The organism is Caballeronia sp. BR00000012568055, from assembly GCF_029439455.1.
In the GTDB taxonomy this organism is placed as follows: Bacteria; Pseudomonadota; Gammaproteobacteria; order Burkholderiales; family Burkholderiaceae; genus Caballeronia.
Window position 1 is genome coordinate 1 of sequence record NZ_JAQFVG010000329.1, and the last position, 18,230, is coordinate 18,230.

Annotated in this window: 14 protein-coding genes; 11 read left to right on the forward strand and 3 right to left on the reverse strand. The window is 60.5% G+C overall.

Annotated elements, in window-relative coordinates; all coding sequences use genetic code 11:
• Window positions 1–432: 432 nt before the first annotated feature.
• The 4 genes from P7F28_RS27940 to P7F28_RS27955 are packed head-to-tail and all read left to right on the forward strand — an operon-like array spanning window position 433 to window position 5,298.
• Entirely contained in the window at window positions 433–2,859 is a 2,427-nt protein-coding gene (locus tag P7F28_RS27940) for a 3-hydroxyacyl-CoA dehydrogenase/enoyl-CoA hydratase family protein (protein ID WP_277188094.1), read from the forward strand.
• Window positions 2,860–2,881: 22 nt separating this feature from the next.
• The gene (locus tag P7F28_RS27945) at window positions 2,882–4,081 is read left to right on the forward strand and encodes an acetyl-CoA C-acyltransferase (protein ID WP_277188095.1); all 1,200 of its coding nucleotides are present in this window, start codon (window positions 2,882–2,884) and stop codon (window positions 4,079–4,081) included.
• Between the two features lie 54 nt (window positions 4,082–4,135).
• Complete coding sequence (locus tag P7F28_RS27950) at window positions 4,136–4,900, forward strand: enoyl-CoA hydratase (protein WP_277188096.1); 765 nt, start codon at window positions 4,136–4,138, stop codon at window positions 4,898–4,900.
• A complete protein-coding gene (locus tag P7F28_RS27955) occupies window positions 4,897–5,298 on the forward strand; it encodes a lysozyme inhibitor LprI family protein (protein ID WP_277188097.1) in 402 nt (133 codons plus the stop codon). Before P7F28_RS27950 ends, P7F28_RS27955 begins: the two co-directional genes overlap by 4 nt.
• Window positions 5,299–5,300: 2 nt before the next feature.
• Here the strand turns inward: P7F28_RS27955 and fdhD are convergent, their stop codons facing one another.
• Window positions 5,301–6,128, reverse strand: a complete 828-nt coding sequence (gene fdhD / locus P7F28_RS27960) for a formate dehydrogenase accessory sulfurtransferase FdhD (protein ID WP_277188098.1) — start codon at window positions 6,126–6,128, stop codon at window positions 5,301–5,303.
• Between the two features lie 181 nt (window positions 6,129–6,309).
• Between fdhD and P7F28_RS27965 the strand changes: the two genes are divergently transcribed.
• Both P7F28_RS27965 and P7F28_RS27970 read left to right on the forward strand, forming a co-directional pair.
• Complete coding sequence (locus tag P7F28_RS27965; protein ID WP_277188099.1) at window positions 6,310–6,789, forward strand: nitrate reductase associated protein; 480 nt, start codon at window positions 6,310–6,312, stop codon at window positions 6,787–6,789.
• Between the two features lie 170 nt (window positions 6,790–6,959).
• Entirely contained in the window at window positions 6,960–9,617 is a 2,658-nt protein-coding gene (locus P7F28_RS27970; RefSeq protein WP_277188100.1) for an EAL domain-containing protein, read from the forward strand.
• On the opposite strand, the gene P7F28_RS27975 is transcribed toward P7F28_RS27970, so the two are convergent.
• A complete protein-coding gene (locus tag P7F28_RS27975) occupies window positions 9,614–10,009 on the reverse strand; it encodes an acyl-CoA thioesterase (RefSeq protein WP_277188101.1) in 396 nt (131 codons plus the stop codon). The two genes, P7F28_RS27970 and P7F28_RS27975, sit on opposite strands and share 4 nt — an antisense overlap.
• 172 nt (window positions 10,010–10,181) lie before the next feature.
• On the opposite strand from P7F28_RS27975, the gene P7F28_RS27980 reads away from it, so the two are divergent.
• On the forward strand, window positions 10,182–12,071 hold the full coding sequence (locus P7F28_RS27980) for an ABC transporter ATP-binding protein/permease (protein ID WP_277188102.1): 1,890 nt from the start codon (window positions 10,182–10,184) through the stop codon (window positions 12,069–12,071).
• A 1-nt stretch (window position 12,072) separates the two neighbouring features.
• On the opposite strand, the gene P7F28_RS27985 is transcribed toward P7F28_RS27980, so the two are convergent.
• Window positions 12,073–13,461 (reverse strand): MFS transporter, encoded by a 1,389-nt coding sequence (locus tag P7F28_RS27985; protein WP_277188103.1) that lies wholly within the window; start codon window positions 13,459–13,461, stop codon window positions 12,073–12,075.
• Between the two features lie 262 nt (window positions 13,462–13,723).
• Here P7F28_RS27985 and P7F28_RS27990 point away from each other — a divergent pair, with 262 nt between their 5' ends.
• From P7F28_RS27990 to P7F28_RS28005, 4 genes are all read left to right on the forward strand, one after another.
• Window positions 13,724–14,683 carry a LysR family transcriptional regulator gene (locus P7F28_RS27990; protein ID WP_277188104.1) on the forward strand — a complete coding sequence of 320 codons (960 nt, stop codon included), beginning with the start codon at window positions 13,724–13,726 and terminating at the stop codon, window positions 14,681–14,683.
• A 109-nt stretch (window positions 14,684–14,792) separates the two neighbouring features.
• On the forward strand, window positions 14,793–16,085 hold the full coding sequence (locus P7F28_RS27995) for a Glu/Leu/Phe/Val dehydrogenase (RefSeq protein WP_277188105.1): 1,293 nt from the start codon (window positions 14,793–14,795) through the stop codon (window positions 16,083–16,085).
• A gap of 212 nt (window positions 16,086–16,297) precedes the next feature.
• Window positions 16,298–17,062 carry a hypothetical protein gene (locus P7F28_RS28000; protein WP_277188106.1) on the forward strand — a complete coding sequence of 255 codons (765 nt, stop codon included), beginning with the start codon at window positions 16,298–16,300 and terminating at the stop codon, window positions 17,060–17,062.
• 249 nt (window positions 17,063–17,311) lie between these two features.
• A complete protein-coding gene (locus P7F28_RS28005; protein ID WP_277188107.1) occupies window positions 17,312–18,208 on the forward strand; it encodes a glutamate/aspartate ABC transporter substrate-binding protein in 897 nt (298 codons plus the stop codon).
• Window positions 18,209–18,230 lie beyond the last annotated feature (22 nt).

Here is an 18,230-nt window from a genome sequence, read left to right on the forward strand (position 1 = left end):
CGTGAGGGAACAGAAGCGCTAATCACCGTTGGGCCGAATAGCGTCTGTACGTTGCCGTTTGCTGAGTCGTCGTCTTGGTTCTCTGCCGGGTTCGCTTGATTAACGCCCGGCGGCGCGCAGGGCGCGCACGCTGGAAGAATGAGCGCGATCCGCTCTGCTAAGGAAATGGAGATGCTTAAAGAGACCGTACCTATTCCCTTGCAGGCCGGGCAGGCCTCCGTGGTGGCGAGCTATTGTTACCTAGAGAGAGAATTAATCCACTTGCCTTCTCAACGGGCAGTGTCTGATTGGAAAAGCTGCTTTCTTTGGTGACTTTCTTTGCAGCAGCAAAGAAAGTTACCCCCCCGCCGGGGAGGCGGCTACTGAACGAAAACGCAAGACAAACGCAGTAGCAAGACAAGCAAGAAAACCGAAAACAGGAGCACACCAAAGGTGAACACTCTGAACATCCGCAAAGTAGCGGTCCTGGGCGCCGGCGTAATGGGCGCACAAATCGCCGCGCATCTGATCAACGCGCGAGTCCCTGTCCTGCTGTTCGACCTTCCAGCAAAAGAAGGCCCAAAGAACGCCATCGCGCTGAAAGCGATAGAGAACCTGAAGAAGCTCTCGCCAGCACCGCTAGGCGTAAAAGAAGACGCCCAATACATCGAACCAGCGAACTACGAAGACGACATCGCCAAGTTGAGAGACTGCGATCTGGTCATCGAAGCGATCGCCGAGCGCATGGACTGGAAGCACGATCTCTACAAGAAAGTCTCCCCGCACATCGCGCCGCACGCGATCTTCGCAAGCAACACATCGGGCTTGTCGATCACCGAACTATCGAACGGTTTCCACGAAGAACTCAAAGCGCGTTTCTGCGGCGTGCACTTCTTCAACCCGCCGCGTTACATGCATCTGGTCGAACTGATCCCGACCGAATCGACGAAACCGGAAATTCTCGATCAACTCGAAACCTTCCTGACGAGCGTAATCGGCAAAGGCGTTGTGCGCGCCAAAGACACGCCGAACTTCATCGCCAACCGCGTCGGCGTATTTTCGATTCTCGCGGTGATCGCAGAAGCAGAAAAGTTCGGTCTGCGATTCGATGAAGTCGATGATCTCACCGGCGCACGTCTGGGCCGCGCGAAGTCGGCCACGTTCCGCACGGCGGATGTCGTCGGTCTCGACACGATGGCGCACGTCATCAAAACGATGCAGGACAACCTGCCCGACGATCCTTTCTTCCCCGTCTACAAAACGCCGCCCGTGCTCGAAGCGCTGGTGAAGAACGGCGCGCTCGGCCAGAAGACCGGCGCGGGTTTCTATCGCAAGGAAGGGAAGGCGATCAAGGTGCTCGACCCGAAGACGTCGCAATATGTCGATGGCGGCGCGAAGGCGGACGAGTTGATCGGCCGCATTCTGAAGCGCCCGCCCGCCGAGCGTTTCAAGTTGCTGCGCGAAACCGACAACAAGCAGGCGCAATTCCTCTGGGCGATCTTCCGCGACGTGTTCCATTACATCGCCGTGCATCTCGATTCGATTGCCGATAACGCGCGCGACGTCGATCTCGCCATCCGCTGGGGCTTCGGCTGGAATCAAGGTCCGTTCGAAAGCTGGCAGGCGGCGGGCTGGCAACAGATCGCGAAGTGGGTGCAGGAAGATATCGATGCAGGCAAGGCGCTGTCGAACGCGCCGCTGCCCGCGTGGGTGCTCGATGGTCCCGTCGCGGAGCAGGGCGTGCATACGAGCGAAGGTTCGTGGTCGCCATCCACCAAGCGATACGTCCCGCGCTCGACGCTGTCGGTCTACGAGAAGCAAGTGTTCCGCGCGCCGCTCGTCGGCGAAACGGGTGCCGATCCGAAGACCTTCGGCAAGACGGTGTTCGAGAACGAGCACGTGCGCGCATGGCTGGATCAAGACGCAAGCGATGTGCTGATCGTCTCGTTCAAATCGAAGATGAACACCATCGGTCCGGGCGTGCTCGACGGCCTGACACAGGCAATCGATGTTGCCGAAAAGGACTACGCCGGCCTCGTGATCTGGCAACCGACCTCGCTGCAACTCGGCGCACCGGGCGGTCCGTTCTCAGCAGGCGCAAACCTCGAAGAAGCGATGCCCGCGTTCATGATGGGCGGCGCAAAAGGCATCGAGCCGTTCGTGAAGAAGTTTCAGGACACGATGCTGCGCGTGAAGTACGCGAACGTGCCGGTGGTGGCGGCGGTATCGGGCATTGCGTTGGGCGGCGGCTGCGAGTTGGTGCTGCAATCGGCAAAGCGCGTCGCGCATATCGAAACGTATATGGGCCTGGTGGAAATCGGCGTGGGTCTGGTGCCGGCGGGCGGCGGTCTGAAGGAAGCGGCGTTGCGCGCTGCCGAAGCCGCGAGCGCCGTCAACGCAACCAGCGATCTGCTCAAGTTCCTGCAGAAGTCGTTCGAAAACGCCGCGACCGCGAAAGTCTCCGCGTCCGCATTCGATGCCCGCGTGATGGGTTATCTGAAGGCATCGGACACGATCGTGTTCAACGTGTTTGAGCTGCTCGACATCGCGAAGAAGGAAGCGCGGGCGCTCGCTGCGTCGGGCTATCGTCCGCCGTTGCGCGCGAAGCAGATTCCCGTGGCCGGACGTTCGGCGATCTCGACCATCAAGGCGTCGCTGGTGAATATGCGCGATGGCCGCTTTATCAGCGATCACGATTATCTGATCGCGGGGCGTATCGCTGAAGCCATGTGCGGCGGCGATATCGAAGCGGGCAGTCTCGTCGATGAGGAATGGCTGCTGGCGCTGGAGCGTCGCGCGTTCGTCGACTTGCTCGGCACGCAGAAGACGCAGGAACGGATCATGGGCATGTTGCAGACCGGCAAGCCGGTTCGTAATTAAGCGCGACGCATTGGAGCAAACAATGAGCAAACAACTTCAAGACGCATATATCGTCGCCGCGAGCCGCACGCCGATCGGCAAGGCGCCGCGCGGCGTGTTCAAGAACACGCGCCCCGACGAACTGCTGGTCCACGCGATCAAATCGGCCGTGGCGCAAGTGCCGGGACTCGACACCAGCGTGATCGAAGACGCGATCATCGGCTGCGCGATTCCGGAAGCGGAGCAAGGGCTGGACGTCGCGCGCATGGGCGCGTTGCTGGCCGGTCTGCCGAGTTCGGTCGGCGGCGTGACGGTGAACCGCTTCTGCGCATCCGGCCTGACGGCGCTTGCAATGGCGGCGGACCGCATCCGCGTGGGTGAATCGGATGCGATGATCGCGGGCGGCTGCGAGTCGATGGGCATGGTGCCGATGATGGGCAACAAGCCGTCGCTGTCGCCGCATATCTTCGATCGCAACGAGGACGTGGGTATCGCGTACGGCATGGGTCTGACCGCCGAGAAAGTGGCCGAGCGCTGGAAAGTGAGCCGCGAGGCGCAGGACGCGTTCGCGGCGGAATCGCATCGGCGCGCGTTGGCCGCGCAGCAAGCAGGCGAATTCGCCGATGAAATCGCCGCGTACACGCTGCATGAGCGTTTCCCCGATCTCGCATCGGGCGAAGTGCGCGTGAACGCGCGCGAGATCAAACTCGACGAAGGCCCGCGCGCGGAAACGTCCGTCGAAGGTCTGGCTAAGCTGCGTCCCGTGTTCGCCAACAAAGGCTCGGTGACGGCGGGCAATAGCTCGCAGACATCGGACGGTGCGGGCGCGTTGATCGTCGTATCGGAAAAGATGTTGAAGCAGTTCAATCTGACGCCGCTGGCGCGCTTCGTGAGTTTCGCGGTGCGCGGCGTGCCGCCGGAAATCATGGGTATCGGGCCGAAGGAAGCGATTCCGGCCGCGCTGAAAGCGGCGGGATTGAAGCAGGACGATATCGACTGGATCGAGCTGAACGAAGCGTTCGCGGCGCAATCGCTGGCGGTGATTCAGGATCTCGGGCTGGATACGTCCAAGGTCAATCCGCTCGGCGGCGCGATTGCGCTCGGGCATCCGCTCGGCGCGACGGGCGCGATTCGTGCGGCGACCGTCGTACACGGCCTGCGCCGACGCAACCTGAAGTACGGCATGGTGACGATGTGCGTCGGCACTGGCATGGGCGCGGCGGGCATTATCGAGCGGCTGTGATGCTTCGGGTCCGTGGGCATACGCTTACGGACCCGACGATAACGGAGACAGCAGATGGACATTCTTATCGAGCGTGCGGACGGCGTGCTGAGCATCGTGCTCAATCGCCCGGACAAGAAAAACGCGATCACGGCGGCGATGTATCAGGAAATGGCCGACGGTTTGTACGAAGCCGAAAAGGATCCGACCGTGCGCGTGACGCTGCTGCGCGCCAATGGCAGCGCGTTCAGCGCAGGCAACGATCTCGACGATTTCCTCAACGATCCGCCCAAGGGTCTCGACGCGCCCGTGTTCCAGTTCCTGCGCCGCATCAGCGCGTTTCCGAAGCCGATTGTGGCTGCGGTGCCGGGCGTGGCCGTCGGCATCGGTACGACGATGCTGCTTCACTGCGACATGGTCTACGCGGCATCGACGGCGAAGTTTTCGCTGCCGTTCGCGCAACTGGGCTTGTGTCCGGAAGCGGCATCGAGTCTGTTGCTGCCGCGCACGGCGGGATATCAACGCGCGGCGGAAAAGCTGCTGACAGGCGAAGCGTTCGATGTGAACGAAGCCATCGCGATGGGTTTCGTCAACGGCGCGCTTGAAGCCAGCGAACTCGATGCATATGTGCAGAACAAAGCGAAGAAGTTGGCCGCACTGCCTGCATCTTCATTGCGTGTGACGAAGGCGCTGATGAAGCGCTCGCAGTCGAGCGAAGTGACCGCGCGCATGGAAACCGAAGCCGAGCAGTTCGCGCAAATGCTGATCGCGCCGGAGGCGCGCGAGGCGTTTCAGGCGTTCTTCGAGAAGCGCAAGCCGGATTTCACGAGGTTCGAATGATGCGACGCGCGCTTATCTTCACGTCGATGCTGCTCGCGTTAAGCACGCAGGCACAGGCGGCGAATCAAGCCGAATGCGGCGACTCGCAATCGCAAATGGCGATGAACGAATGCGTCGGCAGAAACATGAAGGCGGCGGACGAGAAGCTGAATCAGACGTATCGCGCGTTGATGGCGAAGGTCAGCAAGGACGGCGCGGAGCAGCTTCGCAAGTCGCAGCGCGCGTGGGTCGCATGGCGCGATGCGCAGTGCGAGTTCGACACCATGTCTTCACGCACCGGCAGCATTCATTTGGCGATGCAGGGCATGTGTATCGAACAACTGACGCGCGAGCAGACGAAGCATCTCGACTCGCAACTTCACTGCGAAGAAGGCGATATGTCCTGCGGCGGGCAATAAGATCAGTCGATGTCGTATTCCACGAAGCTGTTTTCCCGCGCAAAGCTGACGAGCCGCAGGCCTGCTTTCTCCGCGATCGCAATCGCCAGCGATGTCGGCGCGGAGATGGTCGCGACCATCGGAATGCCGACGCGCGCGGACTTGCGCACGAGTTCATAACTCGCGCGGCTCGACAGAAACACGAAGCCTTGCGTCGTATCTTCGCGTTGCAGCACGAGATGACCGATCAGCTTGTCCAGCGCGTTATGCCGTCCGACATCTTCGAACGCGTAGCGTACTGCGCCGTGTTCATCGCACCAGGCGGCGGCGTGCAAGCCACCCGTCAGCTTCGATAACTGCTGATGCGCCGACAACTCCCGCGCCGCGCGTTCGATCGCATCGGGCGCGAGCCTGGCCAGAAAGCCGGTATCCGGCACGCGCTCCGGCTGCAAATCCAGCAAGTCGATACTTTCGATTCCACACACGCCGCAGCCCGTGCGTCCGGCCAACGCACGCCGCTTATCTTTCAACGCAACGAACGCCTGCTGCACGACTTGCAGATGCACTTCCGCGTGCGGCAGCGCGACGCCGTCATCGCGGAAATAGACTTCGATATCGTGGATATCGCTGCCACGTTCAACGATGCCTTCCGTCAGCGAAAAGCCCACGGCAAACGCTTCGAGATCGCGCGGCGTGCACATCATCACCGCATGCGAGATGCCGTTGAAGACCAGCGCAACCGGCCATTCCTGACCGACGTGATCGGCGGCCACGCTTGTTTCGCCATGTCGATGACGTTTCACCTGTCGCTCGACATAGCCGGGTTGATCGTCGGTTTCGAGTGGATTCAATGAAGTGCTCCTGACTGCTTTTTTAAGCGCTTGATACGCAAGACTTCGGGTAAAGTCTGGGAACGTCATTTGCTGCTCTGACGTACCGCATTGCATAGATCGCTACGGTTGGATCCCGATACAGACTTCTACAATAACGTAAGCGGGCAAAGAACGCCCTTCATCCAACGAGGCTATCGCCATGGGACTTTACGACGCCGCCCGTCTCTTCGGTTTCGAGGTCGAATCCTCGGACAATCTGCGCTTTATTCCGCTGGCCGTGCGCTTCAATCTCGATCGCTTCGGCATGCGTATTTCGCTCGAACAATGGCAGATGCTGCCTTACGAAGACCGCGTGTTGCTCGCGCGTTTTCCGATCGAAGATGAAGCGGAGATCGAGAAGAACTTCGACCTCACGCTCGAAGAAATGCTTAAAACGCATACCAACACACAGCCCGATCACGTTGCGCGCGATACCGATCCCGTCTGGGCGCACGCCGACGCTGTGCCCGAAACGGTGATCCGGCAAAGCAGTCTGTGCGGCGTAAGTTCGCCGAGCTTATCCAAATGGGGAAAGCTCGATCGATTCCAGCGTTACGCGCTCGCCAAACTTTCCCGCAACACGGATAAGGTCAATCACGACTTTCTGCCCGCGATGCGCGAGTTTGGTCTGACGGAATAACATCCGCAAACGTTAATCTTTGGCTTTCCTCAGATTAATCGACGGCTGACCCTAAAGACGGCACGCTTGCTGCCGATATCGGCGATAACCAATGAGCACGGACTGAACGTTCGTTCTCCACTGCGCTCCGACGCGCAGCCAGCGGTATCAGCCAAAGGATCAGCCGTCGCATGAGTCGTTTCATCTCCAGGCGTTTGCTCGTCAGCATCGTGGTCGTGGTGGCCGCGCTTGGCGCGAATGCGTTCGTCGCGTGCGAACGGATCGGCGGTTTGCGCGACAGCGACGCCGGCACGCTGCGTCTGCTCGTCTTTACGATGCTCGCTGGCAGCGGTGTGCTCATTTGGCTGTTTGCGAGCCACGAACGTGCATCGCGCGAAAAGCTTGGGATTGCGCGAGCGCGGCAGCACAGCAACGAGCCGTTTCGCGGCATGTTCGAAGCGCATCCGGTGCCGATGTGGATCGTCGATCGCGAAAGCATGCGCTTCGTCGCAGTCAACCCGGCGGCCATCGCGCACTTCGGTCTGAACGAATTGCAGTTCATGAACATGACGCTGCGCGATCTCCATTACGCCGATGATTTCGACAGCTTCGTCGCGCGGCTCGCGCGCAGTGAGAGCGGATCGGCGGGCGTATGGCGATATCGTGGGCGCGATGGCGCAGCGATCAGCGCGGATGTATCGCATCACGCTTTACGATATTCGAACAAGCCCGGCATCTTCATGCTGGCGAACGATGTCACCGATCGCATCAACGCCGAAGCGGAAGCGCGTCGTTCGAACGAAATGCTCGAAGCGGTGATCGACAACATTCCGCAGCGCGTGTTCTGGAAGGATCGCGATTCGCGTTATCTCGGCTGCAACACCGCCTTCGCGCACGATGCCGGTCTCGCGTACAACGAGCAGGTCGTCGGCAAGACGGATTTCGACTTGCCGTGGAGTGCGTTTGCGGCGGCGGCGCGTATCGACGATGAAGAGATCATGTCGACTACCGTGCCGAAGATGCACTACGAGCGCGATGTCGTGATGGGCGATTCGCTGCGTACCATCGTCACCAGCAAGATGCCGCTGCTCGATGGCGAAGGGCAGACCATCGGCGTGCTCGGTTCCTATCACGATGTCACCGACAGCAAGCGCGCCGAACTCGCGTTGCGTCTGCAAAGTCGCGCGCTCGATGCCAGCGTCAACGCCATTCTGATCACCGGCGTGGTCGGCGGTGCGAACGTGATCGAGTATGCCAATCCGGCGTTCAGGCGCATCACGGGTTACGAGCCGAGTGAAGTGATCGGGCGCGATTGCCGTTTTTTGCATGGCCCGGAAAGCGATCAGGACGGACTCGTCGAGATTCGTCATGCGCTCACCGCGAATACGGAAGCGAGCGTGGTGGTGCGGAACTATCGGAAGGACGGCGGGCTGTTCTGGAATCAGTTGTTTATCGCGCCGGTGCCGAATGCGCTGGGACAGACGACGCACCATATCGGCATCATCAACGATGTAACCGACCTGATGAATTATCAGGAACAGCTCGAATATCAGGCCAATTACGATGGCCTCACGCGTCTGCCGAATCGCAATCTGCTGCGCGACCGCTTGCAGCACGCGATCGAAACCGCGCGTCGGCGCGATGCGAAGATCGCCGTCGTGTTTATGGATCTCGACGGCTTCAAGAACGTCAACGATAGTCTCGGCCACAGTGTCGGTGATCGCTTGCTTGCGGTGATCGCGGAACGGCTTGCGCGCTCGGCCCGTTCCAGCGATACCGTCGCGCGTCATGGCGGCGATGAGTTCGTGATCGTGCTCCCCGATCTCACCGATGAAGCCGGTCTGATCGCCTGGATGGAGCGCACGCGCGCGGCCATTTCCGAGCCGGTTCTGATCGACGATACCGAGCTTTACGTCGGATGCAGCATGGGCGCGTCGCTGTTCCCGCAAGATGGCGACGACGCCGAAACCGTCATGAAAAAGGCCGATCTGGCGATGTATCGCGCGAAGGATATGGGCCGCAACACCTACCAGTTCTATCAGCCGGAGATGAACGCGACGGTTGGCGCGCGCATGAACCTCGAACGGCGCTTGCGGCGCGCGCTGCGCGACGGCGAATTCCTGCTGCACTATCAGCCGCAAGTGGATATGGCGACGGGTTCGATCGTCGGGATCGAAGCGCTGGTGCGCTGGCGCGATCCGGAGCAAGGTTTGGTGTCACCAGCATCGTTTATTCCGGTGGCGGAGGAGAGCGGGCTGATCGGGCCGTTATCGGAATGGGTGCTGCGCGAGGCGTGCCGTCAGAACAAGGCGTGGCAGGACGCGGGATTGCCGCCTGCGCGCGTTTCCGTGAATCTTTCGGCGCGGCATTTTCAGCAGCGCGATATCGCCACGCTCGTGACGTCCGTGCTCGATGAAACCGGTCTGGAACCGCGCTTTCTCGAACTCGAACTTACCGAAAGCGCGATCATGCGCAATGCAGAAGAAGCGGTGTCGATGCTGGAAGAACTGTCGTCGCTCGGGATCGGTATTGCGATCGATGACTTCGGCACGGGCTATTCGAGCTTGTCGTATCTGAAGCGCTTTCCGGTGCATCGGCTGAAGATCGACCGGTCGTTCGTGGCGGATATCGGCTCATCCGATGACGATGAAACCATCACGTCGGCGATTATCGCGCTGGCGCATTCGCTGGAATTGCAGGTGATCGCGGAAGGCGTGGAAACCGAGGCGCAGCACGAATTCCTGCGCCAGCGCGACTGCGATGAAATGCAGGGCTATTTCTACTCGCGCCCGATGCCGCAGGAAGCGATTCCCGGCCTCTTGCAGCAGGGCGTGCTTGCCGAGGCTTAATCGAGCGCCGGCAACACGCGTGGCCGCCGATCGCGATCCGTGGCGACGTAGGTGAGCGTCGCCTCGGTCACCTTCACGACATCGTCCGCGCGATTCATGCGCTGCGCCCACACCTCGACATACACGGTCACCGACGTATTGCCCGTCTTCACAATGTCTGCATAAAAGCTCAGCAGATCACCGACGAACACCGGGTGCTTGAACAGAAACGAGTTGACCGCGACAGTGGCGACGCGCCCACTCGCGCGACGACTCGCCGGAATGGAACCGGCGATATCCACTTGCGCCATGATCCAGCCGCCGAAGACATCGCCGTGAACGTTGGCATCCGCGGGCTGCGGCACGACGCGCAGCGCGACCGGCTTCTGAGGGAGTTGCGATTCGTATGGCATGGCAGCGCGCTTTCCGGTTTGCACGTGTCGCCAAGGACATAAGGTCAGCGAAAGCAGCCCCTTGAACCTTCTGCGACAATGCTTATTTATGGGTCAATCCCAATCGATTGTACGGTAAAGCGCGCGTCCGACACGCTCGTCCGGTCGATATAAGCCATTCCCACAAAACATCATGCGCCGCTTCCCCACACGCGAGCCGGGCTTGCCGTCCCAAGGCCCGCGAGACGATTGGCAGACGATTCGCTCGCTCTTGCCGTATCTCACCACATACCGATGGCGCGTCGCGTTCGCGCTCGCGTGTCTGATCGGCGCGAAGGTCGCGAACCTCGGCGTGCCGATCGTGATGAAGCATATCGTCGATGGTTTGTCGTCCGTGCAGCGCCTCACCGCCATCAGCCGCGCACATGATGCGCCGGGCATGGTGCTGATCGGCGGAATCGGCTTGCTGGTGGTGGCGTATGCGGGCGTGCGGTTATCGACTTCGCTGTTCACTGAACTGCGCGAACTGCTGTTTTCGAAGGTGACGGAAAGCGCGGTGCGGCAACTGGCGCTGAAGGTGTTTCGCCATTTGCATTCGTTGTCGCTGCGCTTTCATCTGGAGCGGCAGACCGGCGGCATGTCGCGCGATATCGAACGCGGCACGCGCGGCATTCAGCAACTCGTGTCGTATTCGCTCTACAGCATTTTGCCGACGCTGGTCGAAGTCGGCCTCGTGATGGTGTTTTTCATCACCAAATACGAAGCGTATTACGCGATTGTTACGGGCATCGCCTTAGTCACGTATATCGTGTTCACCGTGAAGGTGACGGAATGGCGCACGCATTTTCGCCGCACGATGAACGATCTCGACTCGAAGGCGAACTCGCGCGCGATCGATTCGCTGCTCAACTACGAGACGGTCAAATACTTCGGCAACGAGGAATGGGAAGCGCGACGCTACGACGAGAATTTGCAGCGCTATCGCACGGCCGCGATCAAGTCGCAACGTTCCTTGTCGATGCTGAACTTCGGTCAGCAGACGATTATCGGCACCGGACTGGTGTTCATTCTGTGGCGCGCGACGCAAGGCGTGATGGCAGGGCGGCTGACGCTCGGCGATCTCGTGCTCATCAACACGTTCATGCTTCAGCTCTACATACCGCTGAATTTTCTGGGCGTGGTGTATCGCGAACTGAAGCAGGCGCTGACCGATATGGACCGCATGTTCACGCTGCTGGCGGCGGGACGCGAAGTGCCGGACGTGCCGAACGCGCCCGACCTGAAAGTGATCGGCGGCGCGGTGCGTTTTGAAGCGGTGGACTTCGCGTACGAATCGGCGCGGCCTATTCTTCACGATGTCGATTTCACGATTCAGGCTGGCACAACGACGGCGGTAGTGGGTCATAGCGGCTCCGGAAAATCGACTTTGGGACGCTTGCTGTTCCGCTTCTACGATCTCGACCGCGAGGCGGCTGGCCGCATCACGATCGACGGACAGGACATTCGCGATGTGACGCAGGATTCGCTGCGCGCGGCGATCGGCATCGTGCCGCAGGACACGGTGCTCTTCAACGATTCGATCTACTACAACATCGCGTATGGACGGCCTTCCGCGAGCCGCGACGAGGTGATCGCGGCGGCGCGCGCGGCGCATATTCACGATTTCATCGAGGCGTTGCCTGCGGGTTACGACACGCCGGTCGGTGAACGCGGGCTGAAGCTTTCGGGCGGTGAGAAGCAACGCGTGGCCATCGCGCGCACGCTGCTGAAAGATCCGCCGATCCTGATCTTCGACGAAGCCACCTCCGCACTCGATTCGAAGTCCGAGCGCGCCATTCAGCGCGAACTGGATTCGATCGCGCGCGAGCGGACCACGCTGATCATTGCGCATCGGCTATCGACGGTTACGCATGCGCAGCAGATCATCGTGATGGATCACGGGCGGATCGTGGAGCGCGGCACGTTCGCCGAATTGCTCGATGCAGGCGGTCTCTTCGCGCAGATGTGGGCGTTGCAGCAGCGGGCCGCAGGACCGGATTCGGGCGAAACGACGCTCGATCCGGTGGCGACGCTCGGCCGTTGATTTACTCCATCGCGTGCGCCCCGCCGATCGCCACCGCATCACGCCCGATCGCCTCAGTCGATGACCAGCGCAGCCACTGCGTGCGCAGCATGAACAACGCGCCGAACGCACACGTCGCAAGTACGCCGAAAGTGGCGAAGCCCATCTGATAACTCCCCGTGGTCTCCTTCGCGATGCCCATGATCACCGGCAGATAAAACCCGCCGATGCCACCCGCGGCACCCACGATCCCCGACAGCAAGCCGGTCTTGCCTTTCCATCGATGCGGCACGAGCTGAAAGGTCGAGCCATTGCCGAGACCAAACGCGATGTACAGGCAAATCAGAATCGCCAGGCCGCCCGCGACCGGCGGCATCCAGATAGCAAAAGCGAAATCGCCGATAGCAATCGCCGCGAGCAGCACGAGCAACGCGCGCACACCCGTCACGCGATCCGCCACATAGCCGCCGAACGGCCGCACGATCGCGCCGAGAAACGCCAGCAGCGACATGAACAGACCCGCTTCGAGCTTCGGCATCTGATAGAGCGTGGTCAGCAGCAGCGTCACGTACGAAGACATGCCGACGAAACCGCCGAAGGTGATGCTGTAGATCAGCATGACGATCCACGTATCGCGCTCGCCGAGCACGGAGCGGTATCGGCGCGGCAACACGGCAATGGCAATCAGCGCGCCGATCACCGGCAACAGCAGCACGCCAGCCTTGCCCGTGCCGAACACGCCCGCGTTCACCGCGAGCACCAGCACGACGAGACTCACGAGCGTCACCACGAAGCTCGACAACGCGCGCATCGTGCTGCCGGATTTTTCGCCCGCATCCGATGCCCACGCGAACAGCGCGACCGCCGTGATCGCCAGCAAGGGAAGCGCGGCGGCGGTGGACATTTTCCAGCCGAAGGCATCGGCGAGATGGGGGAACAGGAAGCCGTCGAGCACCGCGCCGATGTTGCCCGCCGCGGCCAGCCCGAGCACGAGGCCTTGCACCTTCGGCGGATAGTTGCTGCCGGCCATCGGCAATGCGACGGCGAAGCTTGCGCCGCCCATGCCGAGGAACACGCCGAGCACAAGTAATAGCGCATACGATGGCGTGCCCGAAAGCAAGGGCAGCACGATCGCCGGAATCGACGAAAGCAGCACGCCCATCAACGCGACGCGTCGTCCATCGGTCGATTGATAGAGGTTGCCGAGTGTCACGCGAAGGATCGCGGCGGCAAGCACCGGCACCGCGACGAGAAAGCCCTGTTGTGCCGCCGACATCGTCACATCGCGGCCGATAAACGGCGCGAGCGGCCCGTACAACACCCAGACCGTGAATCCCGTATCGAAGTAAAGAAAGCAGGCGACGAGTGAGCGCCAGTTGCCGCTTTTGAGCGAGGCAATCAGATTGGACATGGCGAATTCCGGATGGGCGTGCGTCGTTTCGATGCCGGAAATTTGCAAGGCCTATGCCAATCGTCTGCTGCACCGGCGCGAACGCAAGCCAGTCGTGCCTTTGCCCGAACGCACGTGTTTTTTGTCCACGATTTAACCAAGCGGATAACCGCACCGCGCCCGTGCGATGACGCTTGCGCGTGGTGCGCCACGCATTAAGCGTGGGCGTATCGATAAAATGCGGGTTTTGCCGCTATGAGCGCATCAAAGCGCACCACGAAGCATGGAACTCAAATGGCTCGAAGACTTCGTCTCGCTCGCGGAGACGCGCAGCTTCAGTCGATCCGCTGAACTCAGGCACATTACGCAGCCGGCGTTTTCGCGGCGTATTCAGGCGCTCGAAGCATGGCTCGGCACTGAACTCATCGACCGATCCGTTTATCCGACGCGTCTTACGCAAGCGGGCAACGTGTTCTATGAGCAAGCGCTGGCCATGCTGTCGCAGTTTCACGAAGCACGCACGCTGTTGCGCGGACAAACCGGCGTGCCTGCCGCGACGATCGAGTTTGCGGTGCCGCATACCTTGTCGCTGACCTACTTTCCTCGCTGGCTCGAACATATCGAAGCGAGGCTCGGGCGCATTCGCACGCGTCTGCGCGCGCTGAACGTGCACGATGCGGTGTTGTCGCTGGTCGAAGGCGGCTGCGATCTGGTGATGGGCTATCACCATCCAAGCCATCCCGTCGCGCTCGATCCCGCGCGTTACGACATGCTCACGCTCGGCACCGAACCCATCAGCCCGTTCTCCGCTGTGACCAAAGGCGGACGCGCGCGCTTCACACTGCCCGCATCCGCCGATACACCCGTGCCGTATCTCTCGTACACGCCGAACGCGTACCTTGGACGCATGACCGAGGTGATCATCGCGACATCGCCGGTGCGCTTGTATCTCGACAAGGTGTATGAAACCGACATGGCCGAAGGCCTCAAGGCGATGACCATTGCCGGTCACGGCATCGCGTTCCTGCCGCATAGCGCGGTGGAAGATTCCGTCGAAGAAGGGCGCTTGATTCGACTGGATCGCGGCACGCGTGGCACGCCCGCCGGTCAGTTCACGCTGACGATGGAGATACGTTTGTATCGCGACAAGATGGCGTCGCAGGGCGAAGAGCCGCGTCAGGCGCTGATGCGCGCGCTATGGGACGCAGTCGCTCAGGCAACGCTCAACACGCCCGCCGCGTAAGGCTTTCGAACGTTATGCACGAAACGCATAATCGGATAAGGAAACGGCATTGGATAAAAAAATGCCGTTTTTCGACAATGGGCGCATTCCACACAACGCTGGAGCGTCAATGTCCACCCCGAAGTACGATCACGCCGTTCCCTCCTATCTGAACGCCGACGACCTCGGCCCCTGGGGCAACTATCTGCGGCAAGTCGATCGCGTCGCACCGTATCTCGGTTCTCTCTCCCGCTGGCTCGAAACCCTCAAGCGTCCGAAGCGGATTCTCGTCGTCGATTGCCCGATCGAACTCGATAACGGCACGGTCGCGCACTTCGAAGGCTATCGTGTGCAGCACAATGTATCGCGTGGTCCGGGCAAGGGCGGCGTGCGTTATCACCAGGACGTGACGCTCTCGGAAGTGATGGCGCTGTCGGCGTGGATGTCGGTGAAGAATGCGGCGGTGAACGTGCCGTACGGCGGCGCGAAGGGCGGTATTCGTGTCGATCCGCGTACGTTGTCGCGTGGTGAGCTGGAGCGCGTGACGCGTCGCTATACGAGCGAGATCGGCATCATCATCGGGCCGAATACGGATATTCCGGCGCCGGACGTGAACACCAACGAGCAGATCATGGCGTGGATGATGGACACGTATTCCATGAACCAAGGCCAGACGGCGACCGGCGTCGTCACCGGCAAGCCGATCGCGCTGGGCGGCTCGCTCGGCCGCAAGGAAGCGACGGGGCGCGGCGTGTTCGTCGTCGGCACGGAAGCGGCGCGTCGGATCGGCATGGAAATCGAAGGTGCGCGGATTGCGGTGCAGGGCTTCGGTAACGTGGGCGGGATCGCGGGCAAGCTGTTCCAGGAAGCGGGCGCGCGCGTGATTACCGTGCAGGATCACACCGGCACCATCTTCAATTCGAAGGGTATCGATACGGTCGCGTTGCTCGAGCATGTGGCGAAGAACGGTGGCGTCGGCGGCTTTGCGGGCGCGGACCCGGTATCGAAGGACGAGTTCTGGATGATCGAAAGCGACATCCTGATTCCGGCCGCGCTGGAAAACCAGATTACCGAAAAGAACGCGGCGAAGATCAAGACGAAGATCATCGTCGAAGGCGCGAATGGCCCGACCACGACGGCGGCCGACGACATCCTGCACGACAAGGGCGTGCTCGTGATTCCCGACGTGGTGGCGAATGCGGGCGGCGTGACCGTGTCGTACTTCGAATGGGTGCAGGACTTCTCCAGCTTCTTCTGGACCGAAGACGAAATCAATCAACGACTCGAACGCGTGATGCGCGAGGCATTCGCGGCGGTATGGCAAGTGTCGAGCGAGCAGCAGGTCTCGGTGCGCACGGCGGCGTTTATCGTCGCGTGTACGCGGATTCTGCAGGCGCGTGAGATGCGCGGGCTGTATCCCTGATCGGATCGGCGGTGCGAAAGTTTTGATGAAGCGCGTGGCTCACGAGAGCCGCGCGCTTTTTGGCGTTCGTGCCTGACAATCCACAATTTCTGACATTTCGTTTTCCTTAGTTTACTTATACTCCGCGCAATCTTCGGGCTGACCATTCACCCGAAAGCACTGCGGGGAAGCGCTCGCCCCTCGATAAACGAGCGTAAACAAAAGGAGAACAAATGAAGAAGATCGGCTTACTAAGCGTGCTGTGCGCGCTGGTGCTTGCTGCATGCGGTGGTGGCGGTGGAAGCAACGACGACGGCAAGGCCGCGAACAACGCAGATGTTCCGCCTGCCGTCAATGGCGATTTCGAAGCACAGGGTATGTACAGCGGCACGGATGCGAACGGCGACAAGGTCAGCGGCGTCGTACTCGATAACGGCACGTACTACTTTGTGTATGTGAATCAGGCGACAAACGCACTTGGCCTGGTGCAGGGAACGGCGACAGCGTCCAATGCCGTGTTCAACTCCGCTGACGCCTTCGACTACCAGATTTACCGCAGCACCGCCGTCCACGGCTCAGTCAACGCAGCCTACTTCCCGCAGACGTCTTTGAACGGCTCGTTCACGTCAGCCGCGAATGAAAGCGCCTCATTTTCGACCACTTACAGCACGGTTTACGATGAGACGCCGAATCTCGCCGCAATTTCCGGGACGTACAACGGCGCGGGCGCTACGTTCAGAGGCAGCGAGACCGTCACGTTCGTGATCTACAGCAATGGCTCGGTGTACGGATCAGGGCCGAGTGGCTGCTCGTTCTCGGGCAACGTCAAGGTTCACGGCACGAAGAACGTGTACGACACGGCGATCGTCTTCGGAGACAAGTGTCCGAACCGCGGCGAGACCTTCACGGGCGTGGTGAGCGTCAACGGCAATGCGCTGATTGCAGCGGCGACGCATCCGGATCGTTCGGAAGCATTCGTTGTCGCGGCAACGAGATAATCGTTTTACAGGCACGCGGATCGCGCATCAGCGCCGCGTTCCTACCCCATAAAGAAAGCGGGCGACATTCACAAGAATGTCTCCCGCTTTTTTTATTGAACTGATTTATCATTCGCGCGGTCGCAACCGGGTTGCAACGTGTATCGCCAAGTCGTCTCGAAAATAAGACGGCGTGGGTTAACAGCCATTTCTTTCAGAATAATTACCCTGCTAAACTTGGCCCCGCTTTTGCCATAGGAGATCGAACACATGAAGATTAAAAAAGCAGCGCTGCTGTTGGCCGCGCTCGGTTTGGTTGCAACGTCGGCTGCCTACGCGCAGGATGCGGGGACCTTGAAGAAAATCAAGGACACGGGCGTGATCTCGCTGGGGCATCGCGAGTCGTCGATTCCGTTTTCCTACTACGACGACAAGCAGCAAGTCGTCGGCTATTCGCATGAATTCGCGCTGAAGGTCGTGGATGCCGTCAAGCAGAAGCTCGGCATGTCCGACCTGAAAGTGAAGCTCACGCCGATCACCTCGCAGAACCGTATTCCGCTCGTGCAGAACGGCACGGTCGATATCGAGTGCGGCTCGACCACCAACAACGCCGAACGTCAGCAACAAGTCTCGTTCTCGAACACGATTTTCGTGATCGGCACGCGTCTCATGACCAAGAAGGATTCGGGCGTGAAGGATTGGGCCGACCTGAAGGGCAAGACCGTCGTGACGACTGCCGGCACCACGTCCGAGCGCCTGCTTCGCAAGATGAATCAGGACAAGAACATGGGCATGAACATCATCAGCGCGAAGGATCACGGCGAGTCGTTCCTGACGCTGTCCACCGGCCGCGCCGTTGCGTTCATGATGGACGACGCACTGCTCGCAGGCGAACGCGCCAAGTCGAACAACCCGAACGATTTCGTGATCGTCGGCGCACCGCAGTCGCATGAAGCGTACGGCTGCATGATCCGCAAGAACGATCCTGAGTTCAAGAAGGTCGTGGACGACGCCATCGCCAAGGTCGAAACCTCGGGCGACGCCGACAAGATCTACAAGAAGTGGTTCGAAAGCCCGATTCCGCCGAAGGGCCTCAACCTCAACTTCCCGGAAAGCGATGACATGAAGGCTCTCTACAAGAGCCCGAATGACAAGGCAATCGACTAACCGGTTCGATCATCGAACGAAC